Below are 25,987 nucleotides of genomic sequence, written 5' to 3'. Positions count from 1 at the left end.
CTCAATCAGGTTCTGCGGCGGATGCGAGCGGGGCGGGACGGGGTTCTAGGGGGTGAGGACCGGACCGGGGGCCGACGCGCGGTCCACCAGTTCGGTGGGCAGGACGACCCGATCGCCGTCCGGGAGACCGCCCGGAAGGTCGTCCGGAAGGTCGTCCGGAAGGTTGTCCGGGGGGCCGCCGCCGGTCCGGGCCAGCAGCAGGGCGGCTGCCGCCCCGCCCATGGCCCGCAGCGGCTGGCGGACGGTGGTCAGGGGCGGATCGGTGTAGGCGGCCAGCGGGATGTCGTCGAAGCCGATCACCGCGACGTCGTCGGGCACCCGCCGCCCGGCGGCGCGCAGGGCGCGCAACGCGCCCATGGCACTCAGGTCGTTGTGGGCGAAGACGGCGTCGAAGTCCGCGCCCTCGGCCAGGAGCCGCGTCACGGCCTCCTCGCCCGAGCGCTCGCCGAAGCCGCCCTCCACCGTGCGGCGCGGCTCGTGCCCGACGCCGTGGCCCTCCAGGACGCCGACGAACCCCTCCAGCCGCTCGCGCACGCAGTCGAACCGGCGGGGGCCGGCGACCACCAGCGGCCTGCGGCGCCCCAGGTCCAGCAGACGGTGCGCCGCCTGCTCGCCCCCGAGGGCGTTGGTGGTGGCGACGGAGGGGAGGCCCGGGTGGCGGGCGCGGTCGTCGATCAGCACGACCGGCAGGCCCGAGCGGTGCATCGCGGCGACGGCGCCGGTCTCGCTCTCCGGCTCCACCACCAGCAGTCCGTCGAACGCGTTCGCCGACACCTGCGCGGTGAGCCGCGTCATCGACTCCCGGCCCCGGCTGCAGGTGAACAGCAGCAGCCCGTATCCGGCCGCCTCGACGGTGTCCACCGCCCCCTGGACGAGTTCGGCCACCCAGGGCCAGGCCAGGGAGGGCGCGAGCATCCCGACGGTGCGGCTGCGGCCGCGGGCCAGCCCGACGGCGCGCGAACTGGGCACATAGCCCAGCCTGCCGATGACGTCGCGCACCCGCGCGGCGGTCCGGCCGTCCACCTCGCCCTTGGCGTTGAGCACCCGGGAGACGGTCGACTTGCTGACGCCGGCCGTACGGGCGACATCGGCGATGGTGACGCGCACGGGCACTCCTCCTCCGGCGGCTCGGTGCGGCTGGGCTTGGCGGGGATCGGTTCGGCGGCACCGGTTCCGGGACCGGTGCCGGGCATGGGCACGGAGTCAAACGGCAGCGAGCAGGGGCGTCAAGACTTCACGTCAAAATTGGATGTCACTCTTTGAGAACGCTCTCAAGAGCGCTCTCATGTTCACTTCTTGAAGTTGATTGGTCTCGTCCAAGCCCTTGACGGCCGGGTTTCCCCGGGAGTTGACTCACTGCCCGAACCAAGCCCGGAACGCGGGCGGTCGGCGCGCCGAGCGCTGTCCGCTCCTTCCCGTCCGCACCGCGACCTCACCGTGTGCGAGGCGATTCCACGCCCTGCGGCCGCCTCGCGGCCGTGCGCCCGTCGCCCGTACACGGGGAGAGAGCCCCCCACCGCCGGAACCTCCGGACGACAGACGGATGTGATGGTCATGCACCCGACAATCTTGAACACCCCCCACGACCCTCCCCACGGCCCTTCCCGTGGTGAGAAGCCCCGGCGCCGCCGCTCCCGCCGCCGGGCTTCGGCGGCGATGCTGCTGACGCTGGCCGCGACCCTGGCGATCACCGGCACCGCGGCCGCCGGCCCGGCGGGCGAGACCGGACGGAAGACCGTTCAGGAGGCCACCCGGAAGGCCGCGGCGGCCCCGGCGGCCGTGCTGTTCGAGGAGAACTTCGACGGGCCCGCCGGATCGGCGGTCGACAGCCGCAGATGGCAGTTGGAGACCGGCGACAACAGCGGCAACAACCACGAGCGGCAGTACTACACCCCGGGCAACGCCAACGCCGCGCTCGACGGCAACGGCAACCTGGTCATCACCGCCCGCAAGGAGAACCCGGGCAACTACCAGTGCTGGTACGGCCGTTGCGAGTACACCTCGGCCCGGATGAACACCGCCGGGAAGTTCACCACCACCTACGGTCACGTCGAGGCCCGGATGAAGCTCCCGCGCGGCCAGGGCATGTGGCCGGCGTTCTGGATGCTCGGCCACGACATCGGCAGCGTCGGATGGCCCAACAGCGGCGAGATCGACATCATGGAGAACGTCGGATACGAGCCCGGCACCGTGCACGGCACCCTGCACGGCCCCGGCTACTCCGGCGGCGAGGGCATCGGCGCCGGCTACACACTTCCCGGCGGCCGGGCGTTCGCCGACGACTTCCACACCTTCGCCGTCGACTGGTCCCCGAACTCCATCACCTGGTCGGTCGACGGCCAGGTCTACCAGCGCCGCACCCCTGCCGACCTGGGCGGCGACCGCTGGGTGTTCGACAAGCCGTTCTTCCTGATCCTCAACCTCGCGGTGGGCGGCGACTGGCCGGGCCTGCCGGACTCGAGCACCGTCTTCCCGCAGAAACTCGTCGTCGACTACGTCCGCGTCACCAGCGGCGGCGACAGCGGCAGCGGGGGAGAGCGCACCGGCACCATCACCGGCCTGGCGGGCAAGTGCCTGGACGTGGCCTGGGCGGACACCGCCAACGGCACCCCGGTGCAGATCCACGACTGCAACGGCAACGCCGCCCAGCGGTGGACCGTCGGCACGGACGGCACCATACGCGCGCTCGGCAAGTGCCTGGACGTCTCCGGGGCGGGCACGGCCGACGGCACCCCCGTCCAGATCTGGGACTGCAACGGTACGGCCGCCCAGCAGTGGGTCGTCACCGGGGCCCGCGACATCGTCAACCCGAACGCCGACAAGTGCCTGGACGTGAAGGACAACAACTCCGCCAACGGCACGAAGACGCAGATCTGGACCTGCTCGGGCAACGCCAACCAGAAGTGGAACACGCCCTGACCCGGCCACACCCTCCGCCCCGGGCCGTCCCCTTCGGGGCCGGTCCGGGCAGGGCCGGGGCGTAGGGTGTGGGCCTCCTGTGCGGGCGGAGGGGGCATGTACCACAGCAGGGACTACATCAGGTACTGGGACATCGACTTCCAGGACCTCCCGCCGGCGGTGGCCGGCGCCTTCGGCGTGTTCGGGCTGCTCCTCATGGCGCTCCTGTTCTGGGGCCTGCTGAAGACGCGCCACACCGGGCCCCGCCGGGATCCCGAGGCGCGGGAGCGGGCCAGGGCGCGCGCCGAGAGCCGGCGGCGCCAGGCCGAACTGCGCAGGCGGCGACTGGCGCTGCAGAGGAAGAGGGCCCGCAGGCGGTAGGAGCGTGGGCCCCGGACCGGCGCGGCGCGCCCGGACGGGCTATCCGCCGCCCCGTTCCGCACCGCCGGAGCCCGAGCCGGGGCCGCCCTCCCCGGTCTCCTCCACGACGAGGTCCCGGTGCTCGGGATGCAGGGCGAGCCACTGCTCGACGAAGGCGCAGGCCGGCCGGACCCGCAGGCCGCGCCGCCGCGCGTCGTCCAGTGCGGTGCGCACCAGCCGGTCGCCGATGCCCCGGCCCAGGAAGGGCCGGGACACCACCACCCGCGGATAGATCACCAGATCGTCGTCGCGTACGTAGTCGGCGAAGCCGGTGAGGGTCGCGCCGATCCTGGCCTCGAACCGGCCGTGGGCCGGGGCGTCGGTGATCGTGACCCGGCTGTTGGTGGCTGCCGTGGGCATACTGCGTTCCTCCCGGAATGACCGGATAGCCCGGAAAGTGGCGAAAAGGGTGTCCTTCCGGGCGTCCGAGTGCCACACGACGGCGTTCCTATCCCTCCCGCCCCGGCAGGACGGGCGAACCGGGCGGGAGGGCACTCCGGCGGGCGCGTACCGCGGCGGCACCGCTCCCGGCCTACTCCTCGCCCTCCAGACGGAACCCGACCTTCAGCCCCACCTGGTAGTGCTCGACCCGGCCGTCGGAGATGTTGCCGCGCACCTGCGTCACCTCGAACCAGTCCAGGTGCCGCAGCGTCTCCGAGGCGCGGGCGATCCCGTTGCGGATCGCCTGGTCGACGCCCTCGTGCGAGGTGCCGACGATCTCGGTCACCCGGTAGGTGTGGCTGGACATGGTGCCTCCTGCGAAGGGTGGGGCGATCGGTTCTCGTCTCCACCGTGCCCCAGGGCGGGGCCGTCCGCGAGTGCTAGGCTCCGGGCGGGCCGTGACTGGCGCGTAGGGATGGGATCGACCATCGGGGAGCGGCCCGCGCACCGGGTGACGAGCCCGCCGCGCCGAAGAGCCGCGCGCCTGGGCCGCCCGCACCGTCTTCGAGGACGTCAAGGAGGGGCCCATGGCCACCGCACCCGACCCGCGCACACCCCGGAACACGGCGAGCACCGCCGCCGGCGCGCCGACCGCGTCGACCGCCTTCAACAGCGCCCTGGACGTGATCCGCGCCGTCGAGCCGCGCGTCGCCGACGCCATCGGCGCCGAGATCACCGACCAGCGCGCCTCCCTCAAGCTGATCGCCAGCGAGAACTACGCCTCCCCGGCCGTGCTGCTGACCATGGGCAACTGGCTCAGCGACAAGTACGCCGAGGGCACCGTCGGCCGCCGCTTCTACGCCGGATGCCGCAACGTCGACACCGTCGAGTCGCTGGCCGCCGAGCACGCCCGCGAGCTGTTCGGAGCCGACCACGCCTACGTCCAGCCGCACTCGGGCATCGACGCCAACCTCGTCGCCTTCTGGTCCGTCCTGGCCCAGCGCGTGGAGAGCCCCGCCCTGGAGCGCGCCGGGGCCAGGCACGTCAACGACCTGACCGAGCAGGACTGGGAGGAGCTGCGGCGCGCGCTGGGCGACCAGCGGATGCTGGGCATGTCCCTGGACGCCGGCGGCCACCTCACCCACGGCTTCCGGCCCAACATCTCCGGCAAGATGTTCGCCCAGCGCAGCTACGGCACCGACCCGGCCACCGGCCTGCTGGACTACGAGGCGGTGCGCGCCGCCGCCCGCGAGTTCCGCCCCCTCATCCTGATCGCCGGCTACTCCGCCTACCCGCGGAAGGTGAACTTCCGGATCATGCGGGAGATCGCCGACGAGGTCGGCGCCACCCTGATGGTCGACATGGCCCACTTCGCCGGACTGGTCGCGGGCAAGGTCTTCACCGGCGACTTCGACCCCGTACCGCACGCCAACATCGTCACCACCACCACCCACAAGTCCCTGCGCGGCCCGCGCGGCGGCATGGTGCTGTGCGACGAGGCGCTGGCCGAGCACGTGGACCGCGGCTGCCCCATGGTGCTGGGCGGCCCGCTGCCCCACGTCATGGCCGCCAAGGCCGTGGCGCTGGCCGAGGCCAGGCAGCCGTCCTTCCGCGACTACGCCCAGCAGGTGGTGGACAACGCCGCCGCCCTCGCCGAGGGCCTGATGCGCCGCGGCGCCACCCTCGTCACCGGCGGCACCGACAACCACCTGGCCCTGGTGGACGTCACCGGCTACGGCCTCACCGGCCGCCAGGCCGAGGACGCGCTGCTGGACGCCGGCATCGTCACCAACCGCAACGCGGTGCCGCGCGACCCCAACGGCGCCTGGTACACCTCCGGCATCCGCATCGGCACCCCGGCCCTGACCACGCGCGGCCTGGGAACGGCCGAGATGGACGAGGTCGCCGACCTGATCCACACCACCCTCACCGCCGCCGAGCCGGGCACCACCGCGGCCGGGGCCCCCTCCAGGGCCCGGTACCGGCTGGAGCCCAAGGTCGCCGAGGCCGTCGCCGGACGTGCCGCCGACCTGCTGGCCGGACACCCGCTCTACCCCGGCATCGACCTGGCCTGACGGCCCCGCCCGGAACGGGCCCGCTCCGGACTGACCGGCGGCGGGCCCGGCCGGTAGCCTGCCGCCATGACCGACGATCTGCCCGAGATGAGGGCCTCCGACGCCGACCGGGAACGCGTGGCCGAGGTGCTGCGCGAGGCGGTGGCCGAGGGGCGCCTCGACATGGAGGAGTTCCAGGAGCGGCTGGACTCCGCCTACGCCGCGCGCACCCAGGGTGAGCTGGCACCCCTGGTCAGGGACCTGCCCCAGACCACCGCACCGGCCGCGACGGCCGAGCCCGCCCCGGCCGGCCGCGGCTGGGCCGGCCGCTTCGGCGGCAGCGCCACCTCCCGCAGCGGGGTGGCGGTCATGGGCGGCTTCGTACGCAAGGGCCCGTGGACCGCGCCCCGCCGCTTCACCGGCTTCGCCTTCTGGGGCGGCGGGGAGATCGACCTGCGCGAGGCGTACTTCGAGGACCGCGAGGTGGAGATCCGCTGCTTCGCGATCATGGGCGGCATCAACGTCATCGTCCCGGACGAGGCCGAGGTCGACGTACGCGGCATCGGCGTCATGGGCGGCTTCGACCACAGCGCCGCGGGCCGGGGCGAGCCGGGCGCGCCGCGCGTGGTGGTCAGCGGCTTCGCCTTCTGGGGCGGTGTCGGGGTCGAGCGCAAGCGCAGGCGCGCGGAGCGCCGGGAGCGCAAGCGGCTGGAGGGCGGCCACGGGCACGGTCACGGCCACACGTACGGCCACGGCCATGACCGCAGGCGTGACGAACGGGACGACTGACCCGCGGCCTCCTCACTCCCACACGGGCGCGTCCGCACCCGGCCGCCCCGGCGGCCGGGACCAGCCCTCCGGCCCGCCGTCGTAGGCCACGGGGGAGACGGCGTGGCGCAGCCGGCCCAGCGGGCCGACCGTCTCGTCGAGCCAGTCGGCCGGGTCGTACGGCTCCCGCACCTCCTCCGGTTCCTGAGGCTCCTTCGCCCCTTCCAGCTCGTGCTGCAGCCAGTGCGCCGTCCGCGCCAGCGCGAGCCGCACACGCCGCGAACCCCCGCCGCCGCGCTGCTCGGTGAGCGAACGCAGCACGGCGGCGGCCAGCAGATAGCCCGTGCCGTGGTCCAGGGCCTGCGCGGGCAGCACCCCGGGCCCGCCGTCCGGACCGCCCTCGGTCACGGCGATACCGCTCGCCGCCTGCACCAGACTGTCGAACCCCCGCCTGTCGCCCCACGGCCTGACACCCGGACCGCCCCAGGCACTCAGCTCCGCCACCACCACACCCGGCCGCCGCCCGGCCAGCTCCCCGGCCGACAGCCCGAAGCGGTCCAGCGCGCCGGGACGGTAGCCGGTGACCACCACATGGGCCTTCCCCAGCAACTCCTCGAAGGAGGCCCGGCCGGAGCGGGACGCCAGGTCCAGCAGCGCCGACCGCTTGCCGAACCCGGTGTCGGCGTGCGCGTCCGCGCTCTCGGGCAGACGCGGCGAGTCGATCCGCAGCACGTCGGCGCCCAGCAGGGCGAGAGTGCGGGTGGCCACGGGACCGGCGATGACCCGGGTGAGGTCCAGCACCCGCAACCCGGCGCCGGCGCCCGGCCTCGAACCGGGGGAGGGCAACGGCGGCGCCGGCGCGTCGTCCAGCCGCTCCAGCCCCACCAGCGGGAGCCGGGCCACGGCCGCGCCCTGCGGATGCGCCGACCACTGCCCGGGGGTGCGTACGGCGACGGCCAGACCGCCCGCCGCGTACACCGCCTCCTCGACCTCCTCGGCGCGGCGCTCAGCCAGTGCGTCGGCGACGGCGGCGACGAGCGCCCCGTCGTCACCCGTGTCCGGCACACCGAGCGCGGACAGCAACCGGGCGCGGTGGTGCGGGTAGTTGGCGTGGGTGCGCAGCCAGCCGCCGTCGGTGCGCCAGAAACGCGACAGCGGCGCGAACGTGGACGGCGCGCGCCCGTCGATCCGCAGATGCCGCTCGCTGACGAACGCGGTGGCCACCGCCCCGTCGTCCACCCCGACCCCGGGCACGGCCGTCCCCGCACCCCCCGTGACGGAGCGGGCCCCGAACTCGGCCGCCGCCAGCGCGCACACCGCCACGGTCGAACGCGCCAGCTCCCGTACCGGCAGCCGGGCCGGCAGCACACCGCCGGACCCGTCGGGGGAGGTGCGGGGGACGAACCGGACACGCTCGCACAGAACGGGGTCACCGCCGAGTGCGGCCCACAGCCGGGCCCAAGACCGTTGATCCATGCGCGCATTGTGCCCGCAGTCCCGTCCGTCCGAACGGAGACCGCGTTGTCAGTACCCGCAACTAGCTTGATCCCCAACGCGGATGAGTACGCGTACGGATGTTTGGGAGCCGTGGTTGGACGGCACCCTGAAAGGCATGGAGCGGATCATGGAGAACGTGCACGGAACCACCGAAATGGCCCCTTCCCTGGCCTCGGACCTCGGGCGCGGCCCCGCCCTGGCGCTTACCCTGGCGGGCACGCTCGCCGTGGGCTGGGTGATAGCCATGCTCTACGTCATAGCCTCCTGGGTGACGGGCTGACCACCCGCCACCCGCCGGCTCCCCGGCCCCTGCGGAACGCTCAGCGGTCCTCCGACGAGGAGACCACCCGGAAACCCACCCCGGCCCGCACCAGCCGACCGGTCAGCGCGTCCCCCATCGCCACGGCCGTGGTGACCTGGCCCGAGGTCTGCGGCAGGTCGTCCAGCGCCAGACACAGCGCCGACTCGGCCAGCATCTTCGCCGTCTCGTCGTAGCCCGGGTCGCCGCCGGACACCTCCGTCACCACCCGGCGACCGCCGCCCTCCCCGAAGAAGCGGACCTTGAACCAGCTCTCCGCCCGCTTGCGCGGGCTCGGCCCGTCCCCCGGCGCCAGCCGGGCCGACAGCGCACGGCGCGCGGCCGGGAGCTGAGCGGCGGCGAAGAGTGCCCCCGCCCCGACCACGCCGCCCACGGCCACGGGCAGCATGCGGACGGCGGCGTAGTGGCGGTAGCGGAAGTCCGGGCCGTAACGCTCCAGGGCGGCCGCCGACCGGGCCACGACCTGCGGGTCCACCGTCGGCAGCGGCACCGCCCACACCCCCGCCTTCCCGCTGCGGCGCGGCCGGTCCAGCGGCGCGCTGACCCGGCGCCCGGCCGGACGGGACTCCACCCGCCGCCGCTCCCGCGCCGCGGCCCGCATCTGCCGACCCCGGGAGAACGCCGTCAGCGCGGAGGCGAACGTACCCCCGGAGAAGGCAGCCGACGCCCGCACATAGCCGTCGATCCGCAGCGGCACCCCCTCGGGGAGGCGCTCGACGGTGTACAGCACACCCAGGTCGTGCGGCACCGAGTCGAAACCGCAGGCGTGCACCAGCCGCGCCCCGGTGCGACGGGCCCGGTCGTGGTGGCGCAGGTACATCATGTCGACGAACTCCGGCTCGCCGGTCAGGTCCGCGTAGTCCGTCCCCGCCTCGGCGCACGCGGCCACCAGCGGTTCCCCGTACTCGACGTACGGCCCGACGGTGGTGGCCACCACCGCGGTGCTCTCCGCCACCGCGCGCAGCGAGCCGGAATCGGTGACGTCGGCGTGCAGCAGCGGCAGTTCGGCGCAGGCCGGATTGAGCTCCGCCAGCCGCTCGCGCAGCCGCAGCAACTTGTCGCGGTTGCGCCCGGCCAGCGCCCAGCGGCAGTCGCCGGGGGCGTGGGCGGCCAGGTACTCGGCCGTCAGCCCGCCGGTGAAACCGGTCGCGCCGAACAGCACCACGTCGTACTCGCGGTCGTTGCGGGGCACTCCTGACCTCCTGGGGGTGAGAAGGGAAGCGGACGGAGACGTCTGTCGGTGCCCGACCCTACGGTGGGGGCATGGACGAGCGTGCGGAGGGGCGCGGCGACGCGCAGGCGGTACGTGAGCGGGTGCGCGAGTTTGCCCTCGAACTGCCCGGCGCGTACGAGGATTTCCCCTGGGGAGAGTCCGTGGTCAAGGTCAACCGGAAGATCTTCGTCTTCCTCTTCCTCGGGCACCTCGTGGCGGGGCAGGGCGACCCCCCGCCCACCGTCACCGTCAAACTCACCGACCCCGAGGCCCACGCCCACGCGATGTCCGTACCCGGCGCTCTCCTGACCGGCTACGGGCTCGGCCGGGCGGGCTGGGTGACCATCCCACTGGGCGAGCCGGGCGCACCGGACGCGGAGCTATTGCGCGACTGGGTCGAGGAGAGCTACCGCACCATCGCGCCGAAGCGGCTGGTGGCGGAGCTCGACGCGCGAGCAGCCGGCTGAGGGCCCGCCGCCGTCCCGAGCGAAACGCCTCGTACCGGACGCGTTCCGGTGCGAGGCGTCTCGTCCGTGTGAGCGGTCAGCTCCGGGCCGCGTAGGCGAGGAAGCCGCTCCACGCCTCCGGGGTGACGGCGAACTGTGGGCCGTCCTTGTCCTTGGAGTCCCGCTCGGAGCGGCCCAGGGCTCTCGTGCGTTGGTGCCGGCGGTAGTGGTCGCGGGTGCTGTTCGGGTGCCATGAGCGGGCCGGACCGGGCGACGGCCCGGCACAGGGCACGGGGGGCGCAGGGCACGGGCACAGCGTTCCGCGTGCGTCCCCGTGAGGGGTTGTGGAAAGTGGAACGTGTTCTTAGCATCGCCGGTGTTACATCATTGGTGTCATACGGTCGCGGCGCGGCGGCCCGGACGGTTGGAGACCGGATGGCAGCGGCAGGCACAGGCCCCGGCCCACTGGCCGGGGTGCGGGTGGTGGAGCTGGCGGGCATCGGCCCCGGCCCGTTCGCCGGGATGCTCCTGGCCGACCTCGGCGCCGACGTCGTCCGCGTCGACCGGCCCGGTGGGCAGCCCCTGGGCATCGACCCCGCCCGCGACGTCACCGGCCGCAACAAGCGCTCGGTGGTGGTCGACCTCAAGGCACCGGAGGGCCCCGACGCCGTACTCGGCCTGGCCGAACGCGCCGATGTGCTGATCGAGGGCTGGCGTCCCGGGGTCGCCGAGCGCCTGGGCGTCGGCCCAGGGCCGTGCCTGGCCCGCAACCCGAAACTGGTCTACGGGCGGATGACCGGCTGGGGCCAGGACGGCCCCCTGGCCGCGAGCGCCGGACACGACATCGGCTACACCGCCGTCACCGGCGCGCTGGGCATGATCGGCCCGGCCGGCGGCCCGCCCGCGATCCCCGCCAATCTGCTGGGCGACTACGCCGGCGGCTCCCTCTACCTCGTCGTCGGCGTCCTCGCAGCCCTCCACCACGCCCGCGCGGAGGGCGGGAACGGTCAGGTCGTGGACGCCGCCATCGTGGACGGCACCAGCCACCTCACGGCGATGATCCACGGCATGCTGGCGGCCGGGGCCTGGCAGGACCGCCGGGGCGCCAACCTGCTGGACGGCGGCTGCCCCTTCTACGGCGTCTACGAGACCGCCGACGGCGGCTGGATGGCGGTCGGCGCGCTGGAGCGGCCGTTCTACGAGGAGTTCGCCCGCCTGCTCGGCCTGGACGAGCGGACCGCCGCCGGCCGCGACGACCCCGCCCGCTGGGACGGGCTGCGCGAGGCCGTCGCCGCCCGCTTCCGCACCCGCACCCGCCAGGAGTGGACGGAGGTCTTCGACGGCACCGACGCCTGCGTCGCCCCCGTGCTCTCCCTGCGCGAGGCCCCCGCCCACCCCCACCTGGCCGCCCGCGGCACCTACACCGAGTACGCGGGAGCCGTCCAGCCCGCCCCCGCCCCCCGCTTCTCCGCCACCCCCGGCGCGCTGCGCCGCCCGCCGGCCGTCCCCGGCGCGGACGCCGCCGAGGTGGCCCGCGACTGGGACCTGCCCGCACTCACACCCGGCACACGACAGGAAGGCTCACGATGAAGCGGAAGATCTTCACCGAGGACCACGAGGCCTTCCGGCACACGGTCCGGGCGTTCCTGGAGCGGGAGGTGCTGCCGCACTACGAGCGCTGGGAGCGCGAGGGCGCCGTCGACCGCGAGGTGTGGCGCGCCGCCGGGCGCCAGGGCCTGCTGGGGGTGGCCGTCCCCGAGGAGTACGGCGGCGGCGGGCAGGACGACTTCCGCTACGGCGCCGTACTGGCCGAGGAGTTCACCAGGGCCGGCACGCCCGGCCTGGCGATCGGCCTGCACAACGACGTCATCGGCCCGTATCTGACCTCCCTGGCCACCGAGGAGCAGAAGAAGCGCTGGCTGCCCGGCTTCTGCTCCGGCGAGACGATCACCGCCATCGCCATGACCGAGCCGGGCGCGGGCTCCGACCTCCAGGGCATCCGCACATCGGCCGAGGACCGCGGCGACCACTGGGTGCTCAACGGCTCCAAGACCTTCATCTCCAACGGCATCCTGGCCGATCTGGTGATCGTCGTCGCCAGGACGACCCCCGAGGGCGGTGCCAGGGGGCTGAGCCTGCTGGTCGTCGAGCGAGGCATGCCCGGCTTCGAACGCGGCCGCAACCTCGACAAGATCGGCCAGAAGTCCCAGGACACCGCCGAGTTGTTCTTCCACGACGTGCGCGTGCCCAAGGAGAACCTGCTGGGTGAACTCAACGGCGCGTTCGTCCACCTGATGACGCAGCTCGCCCAGGAGCGGCTGGCCATCGCGGTGGCCGGCATCGCCGGCGCCGAGCACCTCCTGGAGATCACCCGCGAGTACGTCACGGGGCGCGAGGCGTTCGGCCGGCCGCTCGCCCGGCTCCAGCACGTACGCTTCGAAGTGGCGGAGATGGCCACCGAGTGCGCCGTCACCCGCGCCTTCGTCGACCGCTGCATCGAGGAGCACGTCAGCGGCGGGCTGGACGCCGTCCACGCCTCGATGGCCAAGTGGTGGGCTACCGAACTGCAAAAACGCACCGCCGACCGCTGCCTCCAGCTCCACGGCGGCTACGGCTACATGAGCGAGTACCCCGTGGCCAGGGCGTTCACCGACGGGCGCATCCAGACCATCTACGGCGGCACGACCGAGATCATGAAGGAGATCATCGGCCGTTCCCTGCTCTCCTGATCCCCTGACCCACCCCTTTCGGAAGGCGACTTCGACCGTGACGACCCACGCGAGCAACGACGCGTACATCTACGACGCCATCCGCACCCCGCGCGGGCGCGGCAAGGCCGGTGGCGCCCTGCACGGCACCAAGCCGATCGACCTGGTCGTCGGCCTGATCCACGAGCTGCGCCGCCGCTTCCCCGGCCTGGACCCGGCCGCCATCGACGACATCGTGCTCGGCGTCGTCACCCCCCTGGGCGACCAGGGCGGCGACATCGCCCGCACCGCCGCCATCGCGGCCGGGCTGCCCGACACCGTCGCCGGCGTCCAGGAGAACCGCTTCTGCGCCTCGGGCCTGGAGGCCGTCAACCTGGCCGCCGCCAAGGTCCGCTCCGGCTGGGAGGACCTGATCCTGGCCGGCGGCGTGGAGTCGATGTCGCGGGTGCCGATGGGCTCCGACGGCGGCGCCTGGGCCATGGACCCGATGACCAGCTTCTCCACCTCCTTCGTCCCCCAGGGCATCGGCGCCGACCTCATCGCCACCATCGAGGGCTTCTCCCGCCGCGACGTGGACGAGTACGCCGCGATGTCGCAGGAGCGCGCGGCCACCGCCTGGAAGGAGGGGCGCTTCGACCGCTCGGTCGTCCCCGTCACCGACCGCAACGGCCTGGTCGTCCTCGACCGCGACGAGCACATGCGCCCGGGCACCACGGCCGACTCCCTCGCCTCCCTCAAGCCCTCCTTCGCCACCATCGGCGAGGCGGGGGGCTTCGACGCGGTGGCGCTGCAGAAGTACCACTGGGTGGAGGAGATCGACCACGTCCACCACGCGGGCAACTCCTCCGGCATCGTGGACGGCTCCGCGCTGGTGGCCATCGGCAGCCGCGAGGTCGGAGAGCGGTACGGCCTCACCCCCCGCGCCCGGATCGTCTCGGCCGCCGTCTCCGGCTCCGAGCCGACCATCATGCTCACCGGCCCGGCGCCCGCCTCCCGCAAGGCGCTGGCCAAGGCGGGGCTGACCGTCGACGACCTGGACCTGGTGGAGATCAACGAGGCGTTCGCGGCCGTCGTCCTGCGCTTCGTGCGCGACATGGGCCTGCCCATGGAGAAGGTCAACGTCAATGGCGGCGCCATCGCCATGGGCCACCCGCTGGGCGCCACCGGCGCGATGATCCTGGGCACCCTCGTCGACGAGCTGGAGCGCCGCGACCTGCGCTACGGCCTGGCCACCCTCTGCGTCGGCGGCGGCATGGGCATCGCCACCGTCGTCGAGCGGCTCTGACCGGCCCCCGACCGGCCCCGCGCCCCCCGAACCCACTGACGCAGCCAGACCTCAACGGAGACCGAAACCCACCATGGCAGCCCCCGCAGCCCCCTCCACCATCCGCTGGGAACAGGACGACACCGGTGTCGTCACCCTCACCCTGGACGACCCCGCCCAGTCCGCCAACACGATGAACGCCGCGTTCGCCGCCTCGCTCGCCGAGGTCGCCGACCGCCTGGAGGCCGAGCGCGAGAGCGTCCGCGGCGTCATCGTCACCTCCGCCAAGAAGACCTTCTTCGCCGGCGGAGACCTCAACGACCTGCTGGCGGTACGGCCCGAGCAGGCCCGCGAACTCTACGAGCGCGGCATGGCCATGAAGCGCGACCTGCGCCGGGTGGAGACCCTCGGCGTCCCCGTCGTCGCCGCGATCAACGGCGCGGCCCTCGGCGGCGGCCTGGAGATCGCGCTGGCCTGCCACCACCGCGTCGCACTCGACGCCCCGGGCTCGAAGATCGGCCTGCCCGAGGCCACCCTCGGCCTGCTGCCCGGCGGCGGGGGAGTGGTGCGCACCGTGCGGCTGCTGGGCATCACCGACGCCCTGCTGAACGTCCTGCTCCAGGGCCGGCAGTACCGCCCCCGCCAGGCCATGGACAAGGGCCTGGTCCACGAGGTCGTCGACACCTCCGAGGAGATGCTCGCGCGGGCGCGGGTGTTCATCGACGCCAACCCCTCCTCCGTCCAGCCCTGGGACGTCAAGGGGTACAGGATCCCCGGCGGCACGCCCGCCCACCCGAAGTTCGCCGCCAACCTCCCGGCCTTCCCCGCCAACCTCGCCAAGCAGCTCGGCGGCGCCCCCTACCCGGCCCAGCGCAACATCCTGGCCGCGGCCGTCGAGGGCGCCCAGGTCGACTTCGAGACCGCCCAGGCGATCGAGTCGCGCTACTTCACCGAGCTGGCGACCGGGCAGACCGCCAAGAACATGATCCAGGCGTTCTTCTTCGACCTCCAGGCCGTCAACTCCGGCCGCAGCCGCCCCCGGGGCGTCGAGCCCCGCAAGGTGCGCAAGGTCGCCGTGCTCGGCGCCGGGATGATGGGCGCGGGCATCGCCTACGCCTGCGCGAAGGCCGGCATCGAGGTCGTGCTCAAGGACGTGAGCGCCGAGGCCGCCGAGAAGGGCAGGGCCTACTCCGCCGGCCTGCTGGACAAAGCGCTGGCCAAGGGCCGCACCACCCCCGAGAAGCGCGACGCGCTGCTGGCCCGCATCACGCCCACCGCCGAGGCCGCCGATCTCGCCGGATGCGACGCGGTGATCGAGGCCGTCTTCGAGGACACCGCCCTCAAGCACAAGGTGTACGCAGAGATCCAGGACATCGTCGCCCCCGACGCGCTGCTGTGCTCCAACACCTCCACCATCCCGATCACCTCGCTGGCCGAGGGCGTCAAGCGGCAGCGGGACTTCATCGGGCTGCACTTCTTCTCGCCCGTCGACAAGATGCCGCTGGTGGAGATCATCCGCGGCGAGCACACCGGCGACGAGGCCACCGCCCGCGCCTTCGACCTGGTGCGGCAGATCAACAAGACCCCGATCGTGGTGGGCGACTCGCGCGGCTTCTTCACCTCCCGTGTGATCGGCCGGTTCATCAACGAGGGCGTGGCGCTCGTCGCCGAGGGCGTGGACCCGGCCTCCGTGGAGCAGGCCGCCGCCCAGGCCGGCTACCCCGCCAAGGTGCTCTCCCTGATGGACGAGCTGACGCTGACCCTGCCGAGGAAGATCCGGAACGAGGCGCGGCGCGCGGTGGAGGCCGCGGGCGGCACCTGGGAGCCGCACCCGGCCGACGAGGTCATCGACCGCATGGTCGACGAGTTCGGCCGCACCGGCCGCAGCGGCGGCGCCGGCTTCTACGAGTACGACGCGGACGGCCGGCGCGCGGGCCTGTGGCCGGGGCTGCGTGAGCACTTCACCCGCGCGGGCGCGGCCGTGCCCTTCGAGGACATGAAGGAGCGGATGCTCTTCTCCGAGGCGCTCGACAGCGTGCGCTGCTTGGAGGAGGGTGTGCTGACCTCGGTCGCCGACGCCAACATCGGCTCCATCCTGGGCATCGGCTTCCCCGGCTGGACCGGCGGCGTCCTCCAGTACATCAACGGCTACGAGGGCGGCCTGCCCGGCTTCGTCGCGCGCGCCCGCGAGCTCCAGGCGCTCTACGGCGACCGGTTCGCGCCGCCCGCGCTGCTGGTGGAGAAGGCGGAGAAGGGCGAGGTCTTCACCGACACGCCCGCCGCGTAGGCCGCGGCCGGGCGGGGGCGCCTTCGCGGCCCCCGCCCGGTGCGCGCGGGGCGTCCGCTCCCGTGCCCGTCCCCCGCACGCCCCGGCGGGGCCGATCCGCAGGAGGGCGCGTCCCGCGCCGCGCGCGGGTCACCCCTCGTCGGGGAAGGACGCCTTCAGCTCCTCGCGCATGGAGCGCTGGAACGCGGTCACCAGCGCCTGCACGATCATGGGCTGCATATGGGCCGACAGCGTCCGCATCGTCTCCACCTGCTCGGGGTCGGACTCCTGCCGCCGGTAGGGCTCCCAGACCTCCTCCTTGAACATCCTGCTCAGCTCGCGGGCCGCCTCGCGGCTGTGCTCCAGGACGACCTCGCGCGCCGCCAGCAGCGTCTTCAGCGAGACGGGCACCTCCAGCAGCCGCACTCCCAGATGCAGGATCACCGGGTCTATGCGGAAGACGTCCGGGTCGTCGGTCCGGGCCAGGACGTTCATCGCCGCGAGCCGGTCGAGGTCCTCCTCGGTCAGAGGCCGCCCGGCCCGCCGCTCCAGCTTCTCCCGGGTGGCCTCGGCCTCGGCGTCCGGAGCCCAGGAGGCCACCAGGGCCCGGTGCAGGGCCAGGTCCTCGGGGCTGAGGTCGGGGGGCAGCTGCCGCAGGTAGCGCTCGATGGCCGCCAGCGTCATCCCCTGGTGCTGCAGCTCCTCGATCAGCGCGAGCCGCGACAGATGGCCGGGCCCGTACCGCCCCACCCGCCGCGGCCCGATCTCCGGCGGCGGCAGCAGCCCCCGGGTGGAGTAGAAGCGGATCGTGCGGACGGTGACGCCGGCGCGCGCGGCCAGCTCGTCTACGGTCAGGGAGGCAGCCGGATCCATGCCGGACAGTATTGCTGTCTCACCACAGTTGCGAAACCTCTTCCGGCTCCGCCCCTGCCCCCGTCCCGGCGCCTCAGGGGCGGGTGGCCGTGATCCAGTGGGCGAAGGGAAGCTCCCGGCCCCGGGTCAGTCCGGTGAAGCCGGCCGCGGCGATCATCTCCCGGTGCCGGCCGGCGGGCCCGCGGAAGTCCGCCACCAGCAGACGGCCCCCCGGCCGCAGTACGCGGAACATCTCGGCGAAGGCGTGCCCGCGCCGGTCGGCGCGGACGTGGTGGACGGCGAAGCTGGTGACGACGGCGTCGAACGAGCCGTCTCCGGCGTCGAGCTGCTGGGCCGCGCCCAGGGCGAACGACGCGTTCACGCCCCGCCGGGCGGCCAGGCGGCGAGCGTGCTCCACCATCGGCTCCGACGGATCGACACCCAGCACGGTGCCGTCCGGTGAGACGGCCGCGGCGACCGCGAGGGTCAGCGCCCCGGTGCCGCAGCCGACGTCGAGCACCCGGTCGCCGGGACGGACCCCGGACCGCTCGGCGAGCCGCTCGAACAGCCGGCGGCGCACCAGGGGCAGGGCGAGCGAGCTGAACAGCTCGTAGCGCCGGGGGTGGTTGATGAGGAGGCCGGGCCTGTCGGCAGCGGTTTCGGGCATGGTGGTTCCCCCAAGAACTTAGTGGTGACTAACAACTTTGACCTTAGTCGTCACTAAGTCGCTGGGCAAGCGGACGGATACGATGGGGCCGTGCCCCAGCAGGAACCGACCACCACCCCCCGCCGCACCCGGCTGAGCGCGGCCGACCGCAAGGCGTCGATCCTGGAAGCCGCCACCACCGTCTTCGCCGACCTCGGCTACCGGCGCGGCCGGACGGCCGAGATCGCCGCCCGCGTCGGCGTCAGCGAACCGGTGGTCTTCCAGAACTTCGGCTCCAAGGCCGCGCTGTACGCCGCCGTGCTCGACCGGGTGGCCGACCGGGTCGGCACGGGACTGCGCGAGGAACTGGACACCTGCTGCGACGGCTCGGTGGCCACCCTGCTCGACCACGTCCTCGCCCCCGGCCACATCGACCGGATGCACGCGCGCGGCAACCTGGGAGCCCTGCTGGCCGACGCCGCCGCCCTCGCCGAGGAGCCCTCGATCACCGAGGCCTACGGCCGCTGCACCCGCCGCCTCGCCGAGGAGCTGACCGCGCTGCTGGCCCAGGGGCAGCGGGCGGGCGAGATCGCACCGGGGCTCGACCCGGCCGCCGGCGCGTGGTGGCTGCTGTCGTTCGTCGCCTCGCACCGCTTCCGCGGCACCGCCCTGCCCGAGGAGTCCCGGACGGAACTGGAGAGCGGGCTCGCGCGGCTGACCCGCCGCATGCTCACCGGGGACGCCGGGCCCCGGCCGGCCGAACCCCGGACGGCCGGGAACTGAGCGCGGACGCACCCCGTCCCCGGCCGTCCGGCCACGGGACGGACTACAGCGGATCGGTCTCGGACAGCTCACCGTCCAGCAGCAGCCAGCGGGTGATGCCGATCTCCCGCAGGAACGCCACATCGTGGCCGGCCACGACCAGCGCGCCCGCGTAGCCCTCCAGAGCGGTGGTGAGCTGCCGCACGCTGGCCATGTCGAGGTTGTTCGTCGGCTCGTCCAGCATCAGCAGCTGCGGCGCCGGCTCGGCCAGCATCAGCGCCGCCAGCGCCGCCCTGAACCGCTCACCGCCCGACAGCGTCCCGGCCGGGCGGTCCGCCCGCGCGCCCCGGAACAGGAAGCGCGCCAGCCGCGCCCGGACGCGGTTCTCGGTCGCCCCCGGTGCGAAGCGCGCCACGTTCGCCGCGACCGACAGCCCGTCGTCCAGCACGTCCAGACGCTGCGGCAGGTACCGCACCGGGACGTGCGCCACCGCCTCGCCCGCCGCAGGCTCCAGCTCCCCGGCGACCGTACGCAGAAGCGTGGTCTTGCCCGCGCCGTTGCGCCCGACCAGCGCCACACGCTCCGGACCGCGCAACTCCAGCTCCGCACGGGCTCCGCAGCGCAGTTCCACGGCGCGCAGCGTCAGGACGGTACGGCCGCGCGGCACGGCGGTGGACGGCAGGTCGACGCGGATCTCGGCGTCGTCCCGCACCGCCTCGGCGGCCTCGTCCAGCCGCTCCCGCGCATCCTCCAGCCGCTCCTCGTGCAGGATGCGGTGCTTGCCCGCCGAGACCTGCGCCGCGCGCTTGCGCGCCCCCGCCACGATCTTCGGCAGCCCCGCGGTGGCGGCGGCCCTGCGGCCCTGACGCATCCGTCCGGCGAGCTTGTCGTGCGCCTCGACCAGATCGCGCTTCTGCCGCCTGACGTCCGCCCTCGCCGCGCGCACCGCCCGCTCGGCCGCCTCCTGCTCGGTGGCCAGAGCCTCCTGGTAGACGTCGAAGTTCCCGCCGTACCACCGGACCCCGCCGTCGCGCAGATCGGCGATCCGGTCCATGTGCCGCAGCAGCTCGCGGTCGTGGCTGACCACCAGCAGCACCCCGTTCCAGGAGCGGACGGCCTCGTACAGCCGCCCGCGCGCGGAGATGTCGAGGTTGTTCGTCGGCTCGTCCAGCAGCAGGATCCGCGGCCGGGCCAGCAGCAGCGCGGCCAGCCGCAGCAGGACCGCCTCCCCGCCGGAGAGCTCGCCGATGGTGCGGTCCAGGCCGATGTGCCCCAGACCGAGCTGCTCCAGGGCCGCGCGGGCGCGCTCCTCCACGTCCCAGTCGTCGCCGACGGCCGTGAAGTTCTCCTCGCTCGCGTCCCCGGCCTCGATGGCGTGCAGCGCGGCGCGGACCTCCGCGATGCCCAGGGCCCGGTCCACACGCAGCGCGGTGTCCAGGTGGACGGTCTGGGGGAGGTGACCCACCTCGCCGGTGGTGCGCACCGAACCCCCGGCCGGGGTCAGCTCGCCCGCGATCAGCTTCAGCAGGGTGGACTTGCCGGCGCCGTTGAGGCCGACCAGCCCGGTGCGGCCGGGGCCCGCGGAGAACTGGAAGTCCTCCAGCACGGGGGTGCCGTCCGGCCAGGCGAAGCGCACCCCGGTACAGACGACGGACGGATGGGACGGCGCGGGGGAGTGGGAGGGGGAAAGCGCCATACGGGCCTCCTGCTGCTCTCGGTGCGGAAAGGGAGCGACATGCGGGAGGCACCGGGAGGGGACGCCGTACGACGAGGGGGAGCGCGCGGGAGGCGCGGGACCGGAGCCCCTGGACGGGGACGGTCCGGTCGGCCGTTACGGCCCGGTCGCTCCGGAGGGCGGCTCACAGCCCGAGGTCGTCGCACATGCGGATGCCGCGCGGACGTACAAGCGTCCGGCGGTCCGGTGCCTCATGACCTCAGGCGAGCAACGGCCTTCTCCGATCGACGACGACAGGGCCGGGAAAGACGTTAGGGCGGGCACGGTGGGGCCGCAAACGGTTTTCCGCCGTCGTGCCTCACGCCCTGCCCCAAGCTCTGGGTCCCAAGCCCCGTGCCGCCCGTGCGCCGCCGCTGTGCCGCCGGACGCGCGAACGGGCGGGCGACCGGACGCGCCGCGGTGTTTACCGCCGCCCGCGGGTGTGCTGTGCTGCGGCGTATGGACCGTACCAACGGGCTCACCGACGAGCCGCCCGCCGCGTACCCCACCGTCCCGCACCGGCCGCCGCACGTCCCCGCCGAGGAGGCCGGGAGCCGCGCCCGCGCCTTCCACGACCTGATGGCCCGCCGCCGGACCGTGCGCGACTTCTCCGCCCGTCCCCTGCCCGACGGCGTCCTGGAGTGGGCCGTCCGCACCGCCGCCACCGCGCCCAGCGGGGCGAACGTCCAGCCCTGGCGCTTCGTCGTCCTCACCGACCCCGAACGCAGGGCGAGGCTGCGCGAGGCCGCCGAGGCCGAGGAGCGGGAGTTCTACGGCCGTCGCGCCTCCGACGAGTGGCTCCAGGCCCTCGCACCGCTGGGCACCGACTGGCGCAAACCGTTCCTGGAGACCGCACCCGCGGTGATCGTGGTCTTCGAGGTCCACAAGGGGCCCCACACCCCGCGCCCCTACTACACCAAGGAGTCGGTCGGCATCGCCGTCGGCCTGCTGCTGGCCTGCCTCCACCAGGCGGGTCTGGCCACCCTCACCCACACCCCCAGCCCGATGCGCTTCCTCAACGAGGTCTGCGACCGCCCGCCCGAGGAGCGCGCCGCGTACGTCATCCCGGTCGGCTACCCGGCCGACGGCGCACGGGTTCCCGACATCCGCCGCAAGGACCTGGAACAGGTCATGGTGCGGCTTTGACGCCTCCGGCCCGCGGCGCGTTCACACCCGTCACCCGGGAGCGGGCGGTCGGCACTCTCGCCGACCGCCTCGCCGCCGCCGAGGCCGCCGACGGCTCGCCCTGGCTGCGCGCCGCCGTGGACGGCGCCCCGGCCGCCCGGCCGCGGGAGTGGGCGGACGACCTGGCCGAGGCGCTGCGGCTGCGCGGCCGCCCGGTGCACCGGGTGAGCGCGGCCGGCTTCCTGCGACCGGCCTCCCTGCGCCTGGAGTACGGCCACCGGGACCCGGACGCGTACTACGACCTCTGGCTGGACGACGGAGCCCTGTGGCGTGAGGTGTTCGGCCCGCTGAGCCCCGGCGGCACCGGCCGGGTGCTGCCCGACCTGTGGGACCCGGCCACCGACCGCGCCACCCGCAGCCCGTACACCGAACTGCCGCCCGGCGGCGTGCTGGTGATGGACGGCCCGATGCTGCTCGGCCGCGGCTTCCCCTTCGACCTGACGGTCCACCTGCTGCTCACCCCGGCCGCCCTGGCCCGCCGCACCCCGGCCGAGGAGCACTGGACGCTGCCGGCCTTCGCCCGCTACGAGGAGGAGGCGCGGCCGGGGCAGGCCGCCGACGCCGTCGTCCGTGCCGACGACCCCCGCCGCCCGGCCTGGACCGGCTGACCCGGCACCCGGCCGTACGGGCGGGGCTCTCGTTCGGCCCCCGCCCGCCTGACGGCGCCGTGCCCGTGCCCTGTGGTTGGCCGTTCCCGGAGCGGGGATGACGGAACAGGGGAGGGAGCATGCTCTTGTCGGCGCTGAAGCGTCTGGTGGCGACTCTGGCCGTGGCGGTCCTTCTGGCCCTGGAAGGGGCGCTCGTCCTGGCCACGGTGTTGCTCGTCATGGATGTCGGCAGAGAGGAGGACCGGGATTTCGACGGCCGGGCCGATGCCGTGGTGTCCGATGTCACCTTCACGGGAGGTTCGCCGGGCATGAGGGGAAAGATGGTGAGGGTGTCGTACGAGGCCGAAGGGGAGCGCCACTCGGCCAGGCTGAGAGGCGGCTTCACAGGGCGAGCACCGCGCGTCGGGGATCTGGTGGAGGTTGTCTACCGCGCCGAGGACCCCGGACGCCCCTACTCGAAGGACTACGCCGAGCAGGGGCCGCCCGGCATCGGGACCGAGGTCATGGTGGCCTTCTGCGCCGCCGTCATGAGCGCGGTCGCCCTCGGTGCGAGCTGGTTCCTCCTCTCCTGCGGGGCGGGCCGGCGGAAGACGGTCCTCGGGCCGTGAGGCAACGGCTGCCGGGCGGCGGCGCGGCGTGGCGACGCGCCGGTCAACTCCCTTGCCGCAGGCCCGCGTCGACGGCGGACAGCAGTGTTCCGCGTGCGTCATCGCCGTCCAGCGACCACATCATCACGCCACCGAGGCCGTGTTCGCGGACGAAGGTGGCCTTGGCCCGTACCACCGAGGCGTCGTCGAACGTCCAGAACGTCCGGCTGTCCGCGTCGTACTTCCACACCGCCCCGGCGGCCCGGTCGCGGAAGACCCGGCCCGGTTGCCGGGCGACGAACCGGTAGGGCCGGCTCTCCAGCGCCGCACCGGCCGGCCGGTGCAGTCCGTGGCCGTCCGGCGGCACGTCCTTCCAGCCGTAGCCGTAGAACGGCACGCCCAGCACCACCTTCCGCGCGGGCACGCCCTGTGCCACGTAGGCGCGGGCCGCCTGCCCGGCGCTCAGCCGTCCACTGGTGACGTTCCGGTTCCGCCCGGGGCAGAGGTTGGCGTGGTGGTCGGTCGGGCCTTTCGGGGACCAGGGGCCGGCGAAGTCGTACGCCATGACGCTGAGGAAGTCGGCGTGCCGGGCGACCTCGGCGGCCTCGATCCGGCTGCGCTTGGGCCAGTCCGGCGGGACCGCCGCGGTCAGCAGCAGATCGCGCCCGGAGTGCCGCTGCGCGGCGTCGAGCCGGCGGCGGAACTCCGCCATCAGCAGCGTGAGGTTGCGGGTGTCGGCGGGGCGGTGGCGGTGCCCGCCGGAGCCGGGGTGGGCCGGGTACTCCCAGTCGACGTCGATGCCGTCGAAGACCCCGGCCGCCGCGCCCGGCCCGCCCACGGGCCCGCCCTCGCCCGGCGTCTCGGGCAGGTCTCCCCTGACGAACAGGTCCACGCACGAGGAGACGAGCTTCGCGCGGGACTCCGCCGTCAGCGCGGCGTCGGAGAAGTGCGCGGACTTCAGCGAGATCACGGTCCGCAGATGCGGATGGCGTTTCTTGAGCTTGCGCAGCTGGTTGAAGTTGCCCTTGAGCCGCTGCCCGGGACGGTCGGCCGCACCGTCGACGGACTCGGACGCGGGCACCGGGCGCCGGTAGTCCCTCCAGGCGTCCTTGCGGGGGTTGTCGTCGGACTCCACGCACACGCCCTTGTCCGACACCTGCCCGAAGGCGTAGTCGACGACGGTGAGCCCGGCCGCGGCCCGGTCGACGTCCCTGACGTGGAAGCCCTCCCCGGGCCCCCAGGAGGGGAAGTACGGGACCGCGGCCACCGCGGCGGTGAGCAGCACCGCCACCGCGCCCGCGGTGAACGAGCCGGCCGGGCGCAGACGGGCGGCACGGGATGCGGCGGTCATGGGGCTCCCAGGTGTCCGGTTCGGTGGCCGGACCATGATCGGGACAAAGGGGCGCCCGTTCCGAGACACACCGGTCGGATCATCACCAAAGCCACCGCGACGGCCGTACGGCCGTCCTCCGGACGGGGCACGGCCGTACGGGAGTCCACACGCGGCCGTGGGCCCTCCCGCCGATCGGCGCCCGGCGGGCGGGCCGTGTGTCAGCCCTTGTGCCAGCGAGCCATCGCGAAGAGGAACAGCCCGTAGAGCACCAGCCCCGTGGCGACCGCCGCCAGCAGCCACGGGCCGGCCGGGGCGGCGGCGAGGGCGCGCAGGGAGTCGTCCAGGCCCTTCGCGCTGTCCGGGTCGTACCGCACGGCGGCCAGGACGGCGAAGCCGCCCGCCACCGCGAAGACCAGCCCGCGCGCGAGGCCGCCCGCCGCGCCCAGCACGTCCACGGTGCGGCGCAGTCGTGCCGGCACCGGGCCCAGTTCCTCGCGGAACTCGCGCCGCAGCGCCCGCACCGCGCTCCACACGCCGACCGCGACGACCGCCAGACCGAGCGCGCCCACCAGCCAGCGGCCGGCGGGCAGATCGAGCACCCGGGAGGTGAGGTCCTGGGACTGCCGGTCGCTCGATCCGCCGTTCGCGCTCCCCGCGGCGAAGGCGATCGCCGAGGCCGACAGCACGGCGAGCACCGCGCACCGCGCGGCCGAGCGCAGCCGCTCCTTCGGTGTGTGCCCGTCCGGGCGCGCCGCGCCCAGCAGGGCCTCCGACAGCCGCCACAGGGCCAGCCCGGCCAGCCCGATGCCGACCGCCCACACCAGCGCCCGCCCGAACGGCTGCTGGGCCAGTTCCCGCAGCGCGCCACCGCTGTCGGCCTGGCCCTCCCGGTCGCCGAAGGCGATCCGCAGGGCCAGCAGACCGATCAGCAGATAGACCACGCCGTAGGCGGCCAGACCCCAGCGGGCGGCCGTGGTCATGGCGGAGCTGTGCGCCGCCCGTCTGGCGCCCCCGCGTATCGACGCCTGCGCCGGTGCGGATGTTCTCGTCGATGTCCTCATACCGCCCCGTCTGCCCCCGGCGGGCGCGCCGACGCACACGGGCGGGCGGCCCGGCGGGGCCGGTCCCGGCCAGGCCGCGCGGAAGGCGTACGCGGGCGGCACGGAGCACCGCAGGACCCGCGGCTGATGCCGGGCGTTCCCCGAGCCCGGTCGCCGGACGGCACCGCGACCGGCGGTGCCCGGGGAGGACCGTCCGGGCCGGCTCCGGCTCGGAGAGGGCGGGTCCGTCAGGCGGGACATAAGCCGTATAACGGCTATAGCCTGGAAGTGTCCCGATCCCTCCGACGGCGGAAGGCGGCACCATGACGTTCATCCAGGTCATCGACTGCAGGACCCATCAGGCCGAAGAGGTGGACCGGCTGATGGACGACTGGGTCCGGGCGACCCAGGGCAAGCGGACGGCCACCCACTCGGTCGTCGCGCGCGACCGCTCCGACCCCGACCACGTGGTGGAGATCGTGGAGTTCCCCTCCTACGAGGAGGCGATGCGCAACTCCCGCCTGCCCGAGACCGACCGGATCTTCCACCGGCTGGTGGAGGCCTGCGACCAGGAGCCGACCTTCACCGACCTGGAGGTCTCCCGGGACGAGCAGCTCAACACCGGTGTGGCCCGCACCTTCGTCGAGGAGGTGATCAACGGGCGGAACCTGGACGTGGCCGACGGGCTGTGCACCGACGACTACCGCGAGCACGACCCCTCGCTCTCCTCCTACGAGGTCAGGCTCGCGCAGGCCAAGGAGGAGAACCAGGAGATCCTGGAGGCGTTCCAGCCGGTGATGGTCATCGAGGACCTGTTCGCCGAGGGCGACAGGGTCTGCGCGCGGCTGTCCTACACCGGCCGCCACTCGGGGCCGTACCAGGGACTGGAGCCCACCGGCAAGAAGATCAACGGGACCGGCCACGCCACCTTCCGCTTCGAGGACGGGAAGATCGCGGAGAGCTGGTGGAACTGGGACGACCTCGGACTGCTGCGGCAGGTCGGCGCCGTCGAGTTCTGATCCGGCC

The 25,987-nt window shown here is 74.0% G+C and carries 27 protein-coding genes; 16 read left to right on the top strand and 11 right to left on the bottom strand.

Translation table 11 applies throughout. From position 1 onward, the window contains the following. Positions 1-45: 45 nt before the first annotated feature. Positions 46-1,107 carry a LacI family DNA-binding transcriptional regulator gene (locus tag ACW69E_RS10210; RefSeq protein WP_457497840.1) on the bottom strand — a complete coding sequence of 354 codons (1,062 nt, stop codon included), beginning with the start codon at positions 1,105-1,107 and terminating at the stop codon, positions 46-48. Between the two features lie 549 nt (positions 1,108-1,656). Between ACW69E_RS10210 and ACW69E_RS10205 the strand changes: the two genes are divergently transcribed. Both ACW69E_RS10205 and ACW69E_RS10200 read left to right on the top strand, forming a co-directional pair. Beyond that, positions 1,657-2,919, top strand: coding sequence for an RICIN domain-containing protein (locus ACW69E_RS10205; protein WP_457497978.1), 1,263 nt, complete (start codon positions 1,657-1,659; stop codon positions 2,917-2,919). A 96-nt stretch (positions 2,920-3,015) separates the two neighbouring features. Further along, positions 3,016-3,279: a hypothetical protein gene (locus ACW69E_RS10200; RefSeq protein WP_457497839.1), complete on the top strand. Its 264-nt coding sequence runs from the start codon at positions 3,016-3,018 to the stop codon at positions 3,277-3,279. A gap of 39 nt (positions 3,280-3,318) precedes the next feature. On the opposite strand, the gene ACW69E_RS10195 is transcribed toward ACW69E_RS10200, so the two are convergent. Then, positions 3,319-3,678: a GNAT family N-acetyltransferase gene (locus ACW69E_RS10195; protein WP_457497838.1), complete on the bottom strand. Its 360-nt coding sequence runs from the start codon at positions 3,676-3,678 to the stop codon at positions 3,319-3,321. A 172-nt stretch (positions 3,679-3,850) separates the two neighbouring features. Continuing rightward, a complete protein-coding gene (locus tag ACW69E_RS10190) occupies positions 3,851-4,066 on the bottom strand; it encodes a dodecin (RefSeq protein WP_457497837.1) in 216 nt (71 codons plus the stop codon). A gap of 220 nt (positions 4,067-4,286) precedes the next feature. Here ACW69E_RS10190 and ACW69E_RS10185 point away from each other — a divergent pair, with 220 nt between their 5' ends. Together ACW69E_RS10185 and ACW69E_RS10180 are read left to right on the top strand one after the other, a co-directional pair. After that, entirely contained in the window at positions 4,287-5,774 is a 1,488-nt protein-coding gene (locus ACW69E_RS10185; RefSeq protein WP_457497836.1) for a glycine hydroxymethyltransferase, read from the top strand. Between the two features lie 66 nt (positions 5,775-5,840). After that, positions 5,841-6,542, top strand: a complete 702-nt coding sequence (locus tag ACW69E_RS10180) for a DUF1707 SHOCT-like domain-containing protein (protein WP_457497835.1) — start codon at positions 5,841-5,843, stop codon at positions 6,540-6,542. Between the two features lie 12 nt (positions 6,543-6,554). Here the strand turns inward: ACW69E_RS10180 and ACW69E_RS10175 are convergent, their stop codons facing one another. Then, on the bottom strand, positions 6,555-7,997 hold the full coding sequence (locus tag ACW69E_RS10175; protein ID WP_457497834.1) for a CoA transferase: 1,443 nt from the start codon (positions 7,995-7,997) through the stop codon (positions 6,555-6,557). A gap of 136 nt (positions 7,998-8,133) precedes the next feature. On the opposite strand from ACW69E_RS10175, the gene mmpA reads away from it, so the two are divergent. Then, entirely contained in the window at positions 8,134-8,298 is a 165-nt protein-coding gene (gene mmpA / locus ACW69E_RS10170; RefSeq protein WP_158239044.1) for a morphogenic membrane protein MmpA, read from the top strand. 40 nt (positions 8,299-8,338) lie between these two features. On the opposite strand, the gene ACW69E_RS10165 is transcribed toward mmpA, so the two are convergent. Further along, entirely contained in the window at positions 8,339-9,529 is a 1,191-nt protein-coding gene (locus ACW69E_RS10165) for a saccharopine dehydrogenase family protein (protein WP_457497833.1), read from the bottom strand. 71 nt (positions 9,530-9,600) lie between these two features. Here ACW69E_RS10165 and ACW69E_RS10160 point away from each other — a divergent pair, with 71 nt between their 5' ends. Next, positions 9,601-10,017 carry an MmcQ/YjbR family DNA-binding protein gene (locus ACW69E_RS10160; RefSeq protein ID WP_457497832.1) on the top strand — a complete coding sequence of 139 codons (417 nt, stop codon included), beginning with the start codon at positions 9,601-9,603 and terminating at the stop codon, positions 10,015-10,017. 76 nt (positions 10,018-10,093) lie between these two features. On the opposite strand, the gene ACW69E_RS10155 is transcribed toward ACW69E_RS10160, so the two are convergent. Then, on the bottom strand, positions 10,094-10,288 hold the full coding sequence (locus ACW69E_RS10155; protein ID WP_457497831.1) for a DUF397 domain-containing protein: 195 nt from the start codon (positions 10,286-10,288) through the stop codon (positions 10,094-10,096). A gap of 143 nt (positions 10,289-10,431) precedes the next feature. On the opposite strand from ACW69E_RS10155, the gene ACW69E_RS10150 reads away from it, so the two are divergent. The 4 genes from ACW69E_RS10150 to ACW69E_RS10135 all read left to right on the top strand — a co-directional run bounded on the left by ACW69E_RS10150 (position 10,432) and on the right by ACW69E_RS10135 (position 16,255). Further along, the gene (locus ACW69E_RS10150; protein WP_457497830.1) at positions 10,432-11,586 is read left to right on the top strand and encodes a CaiB/BaiF CoA transferase family protein; all 1,155 of its coding nucleotides are present in this window, start codon (positions 10,432-10,434) and stop codon (positions 11,584-11,586) included. Beyond that, entirely contained in the window at positions 11,583-12,725 is a 1,143-nt protein-coding gene (locus ACW69E_RS10145) for an acyl-CoA dehydrogenase family protein (RefSeq protein ID WP_457497829.1), read from the top strand. Before ACW69E_RS10150 ends, ACW69E_RS10145 begins: the two co-directional genes overlap by 4 nt. A 37-nt stretch (positions 12,726-12,762) precedes the next feature. Beyond that, the gene (locus tag ACW69E_RS10140; RefSeq protein WP_457497828.1) at positions 12,763-13,989 is read left to right on the top strand and encodes an acetyl-CoA C-acetyltransferase; all 1,227 of its coding nucleotides are present in this window, start codon (positions 12,763-12,765) and stop codon (positions 13,987-13,989) included. 73 nt (positions 13,990-14,062) lie between these two features. Further along, positions 14,063-16,255 (top strand): 3-hydroxyacyl-CoA dehydrogenase NAD-binding domain-containing protein, encoded by a 2,193-nt coding sequence (locus tag ACW69E_RS10135; RefSeq protein ID WP_457497827.1) that lies wholly within the window; start codon positions 14,063-14,065, stop codon positions 16,253-16,255. A 129-nt stretch (positions 16,256-16,384) separates the two neighbouring features. On the opposite strand, the gene ACW69E_RS10130 is transcribed toward ACW69E_RS10135, so the two are convergent. Then, the gene (locus ACW69E_RS10130; protein WP_457497826.1) at positions 16,385-17,107 is read right to left on the bottom strand and encodes a MerR family transcriptional regulator; all 723 of its coding nucleotides are present in this window, start codon (positions 17,105-17,107) and stop codon (positions 16,385-16,387) included. Positions 17,108-17,180: 73 nt separating this feature from the next. Beyond that, entirely contained in the window at positions 17,181-17,753 is a 573-nt protein-coding gene (locus ACW69E_RS10125; RefSeq protein WP_457497825.1) for a class I SAM-dependent methyltransferase, read from the bottom strand. A gap of 90 nt (positions 17,754-17,843) precedes the next feature. Here ACW69E_RS10125 and ACW69E_RS10120 point away from each other — a divergent pair, with 90 nt between their 5' ends. After that, a complete protein-coding gene (locus ACW69E_RS10120; protein WP_457497824.1) occupies positions 17,844-18,515 on the top strand; it encodes a TetR/AcrR family transcriptional regulator in 672 nt (223 codons plus the stop codon). A 43-nt stretch (positions 18,516-18,558) separates the two neighbouring features. Here the strand turns inward: ACW69E_RS10120 and ACW69E_RS10115 are convergent, their stop codons facing one another. Beyond that, entirely contained in the window at positions 18,559-20,190 is a 1,632-nt protein-coding gene (locus ACW69E_RS10115; RefSeq protein WP_457497823.1) for an ABC-F family ATP-binding cassette domain-containing protein, read from the bottom strand. 477 nt (positions 20,191-20,667) lie between these two features. On the opposite strand from ACW69E_RS10115, the gene ACW69E_RS10110 reads away from it, so the two are divergent. The 3 genes from ACW69E_RS10110 to ACW69E_RS10100 all read left to right on the top strand — a co-directional run bounded on the left by ACW69E_RS10110 (position 20,668) and on the right by ACW69E_RS10100 (position 22,609). Then, complete coding sequence (locus tag ACW69E_RS10110; protein ID WP_457497822.1) at positions 20,668-21,354, top strand: nitroreductase family protein; 687 nt, start codon at positions 20,668-20,670, stop codon at positions 21,352-21,354. Next, entirely contained in the window at positions 21,351-22,001 is a 651-nt protein-coding gene (locus ACW69E_RS10105; RefSeq protein ID WP_457497821.1) for a uridine kinase, read from the top strand. The genes ACW69E_RS10110 and ACW69E_RS10105 overlap by 4 nt, the downstream gene beginning before the upstream one ends. Positions 22,002-22,120: 119 nt before the next feature. Continuing rightward, entirely contained in the window at positions 22,121-22,609 is a 489-nt protein-coding gene (locus tag ACW69E_RS10100; protein WP_457497820.1) for a hypothetical protein, read from the top strand. 43 nt (positions 22,610-22,652) lie between these two features. On the opposite strand, the gene ACW69E_RS10095 is transcribed toward ACW69E_RS10100, so the two are convergent. Together ACW69E_RS10095 and ACW69E_RS10090 are read right to left on the bottom strand one after the other, a co-directional pair. Further along, on the bottom strand, positions 22,653-23,939 hold the full coding sequence (locus ACW69E_RS10095) for a glycoside hydrolase family 18 protein (RefSeq protein WP_457497819.1): 1,287 nt from the start codon (positions 23,937-23,939) through the stop codon (positions 22,653-22,655). A gap of 200 nt (positions 23,940-24,139) precedes the next feature. Then, on the bottom strand, positions 24,140-24,901 hold the full coding sequence (locus ACW69E_RS10090; RefSeq protein ID WP_457497818.1) for a DUF1206 domain-containing protein: 762 nt from the start codon (positions 24,899-24,901) through the stop codon (positions 24,140-24,142). Here ACW69E_RS10090 and ACW69E_RS10085 point away from each other — a divergent pair. After that, positions 24,900-25,109, top strand: coding sequence for a hypothetical protein (locus ACW69E_RS10085; protein ID WP_457497817.1), 210 nt, complete (start codon positions 24,900-24,902; stop codon positions 25,107-25,109). The two genes, ACW69E_RS10090 and ACW69E_RS10085, sit on opposite strands and share 2 nt — an antisense overlap. Positions 25,110-25,284: 175 nt before the next feature. After that, complete coding sequence (locus ACW69E_RS10080; protein WP_457497816.1) at positions 25,285-25,980, top strand: ester cyclase; 696 nt, start codon at positions 25,285-25,287, stop codon at positions 25,978-25,980. Positions 25,981-25,987 lie beyond the last annotated feature (7 nt).

It is taken from the genome of Streptomyces sp. SS8 (genome assembly GCF_054072955.1).
This window is presented reverse-complemented; position numbering and strand designations above follow the sequence as displayed.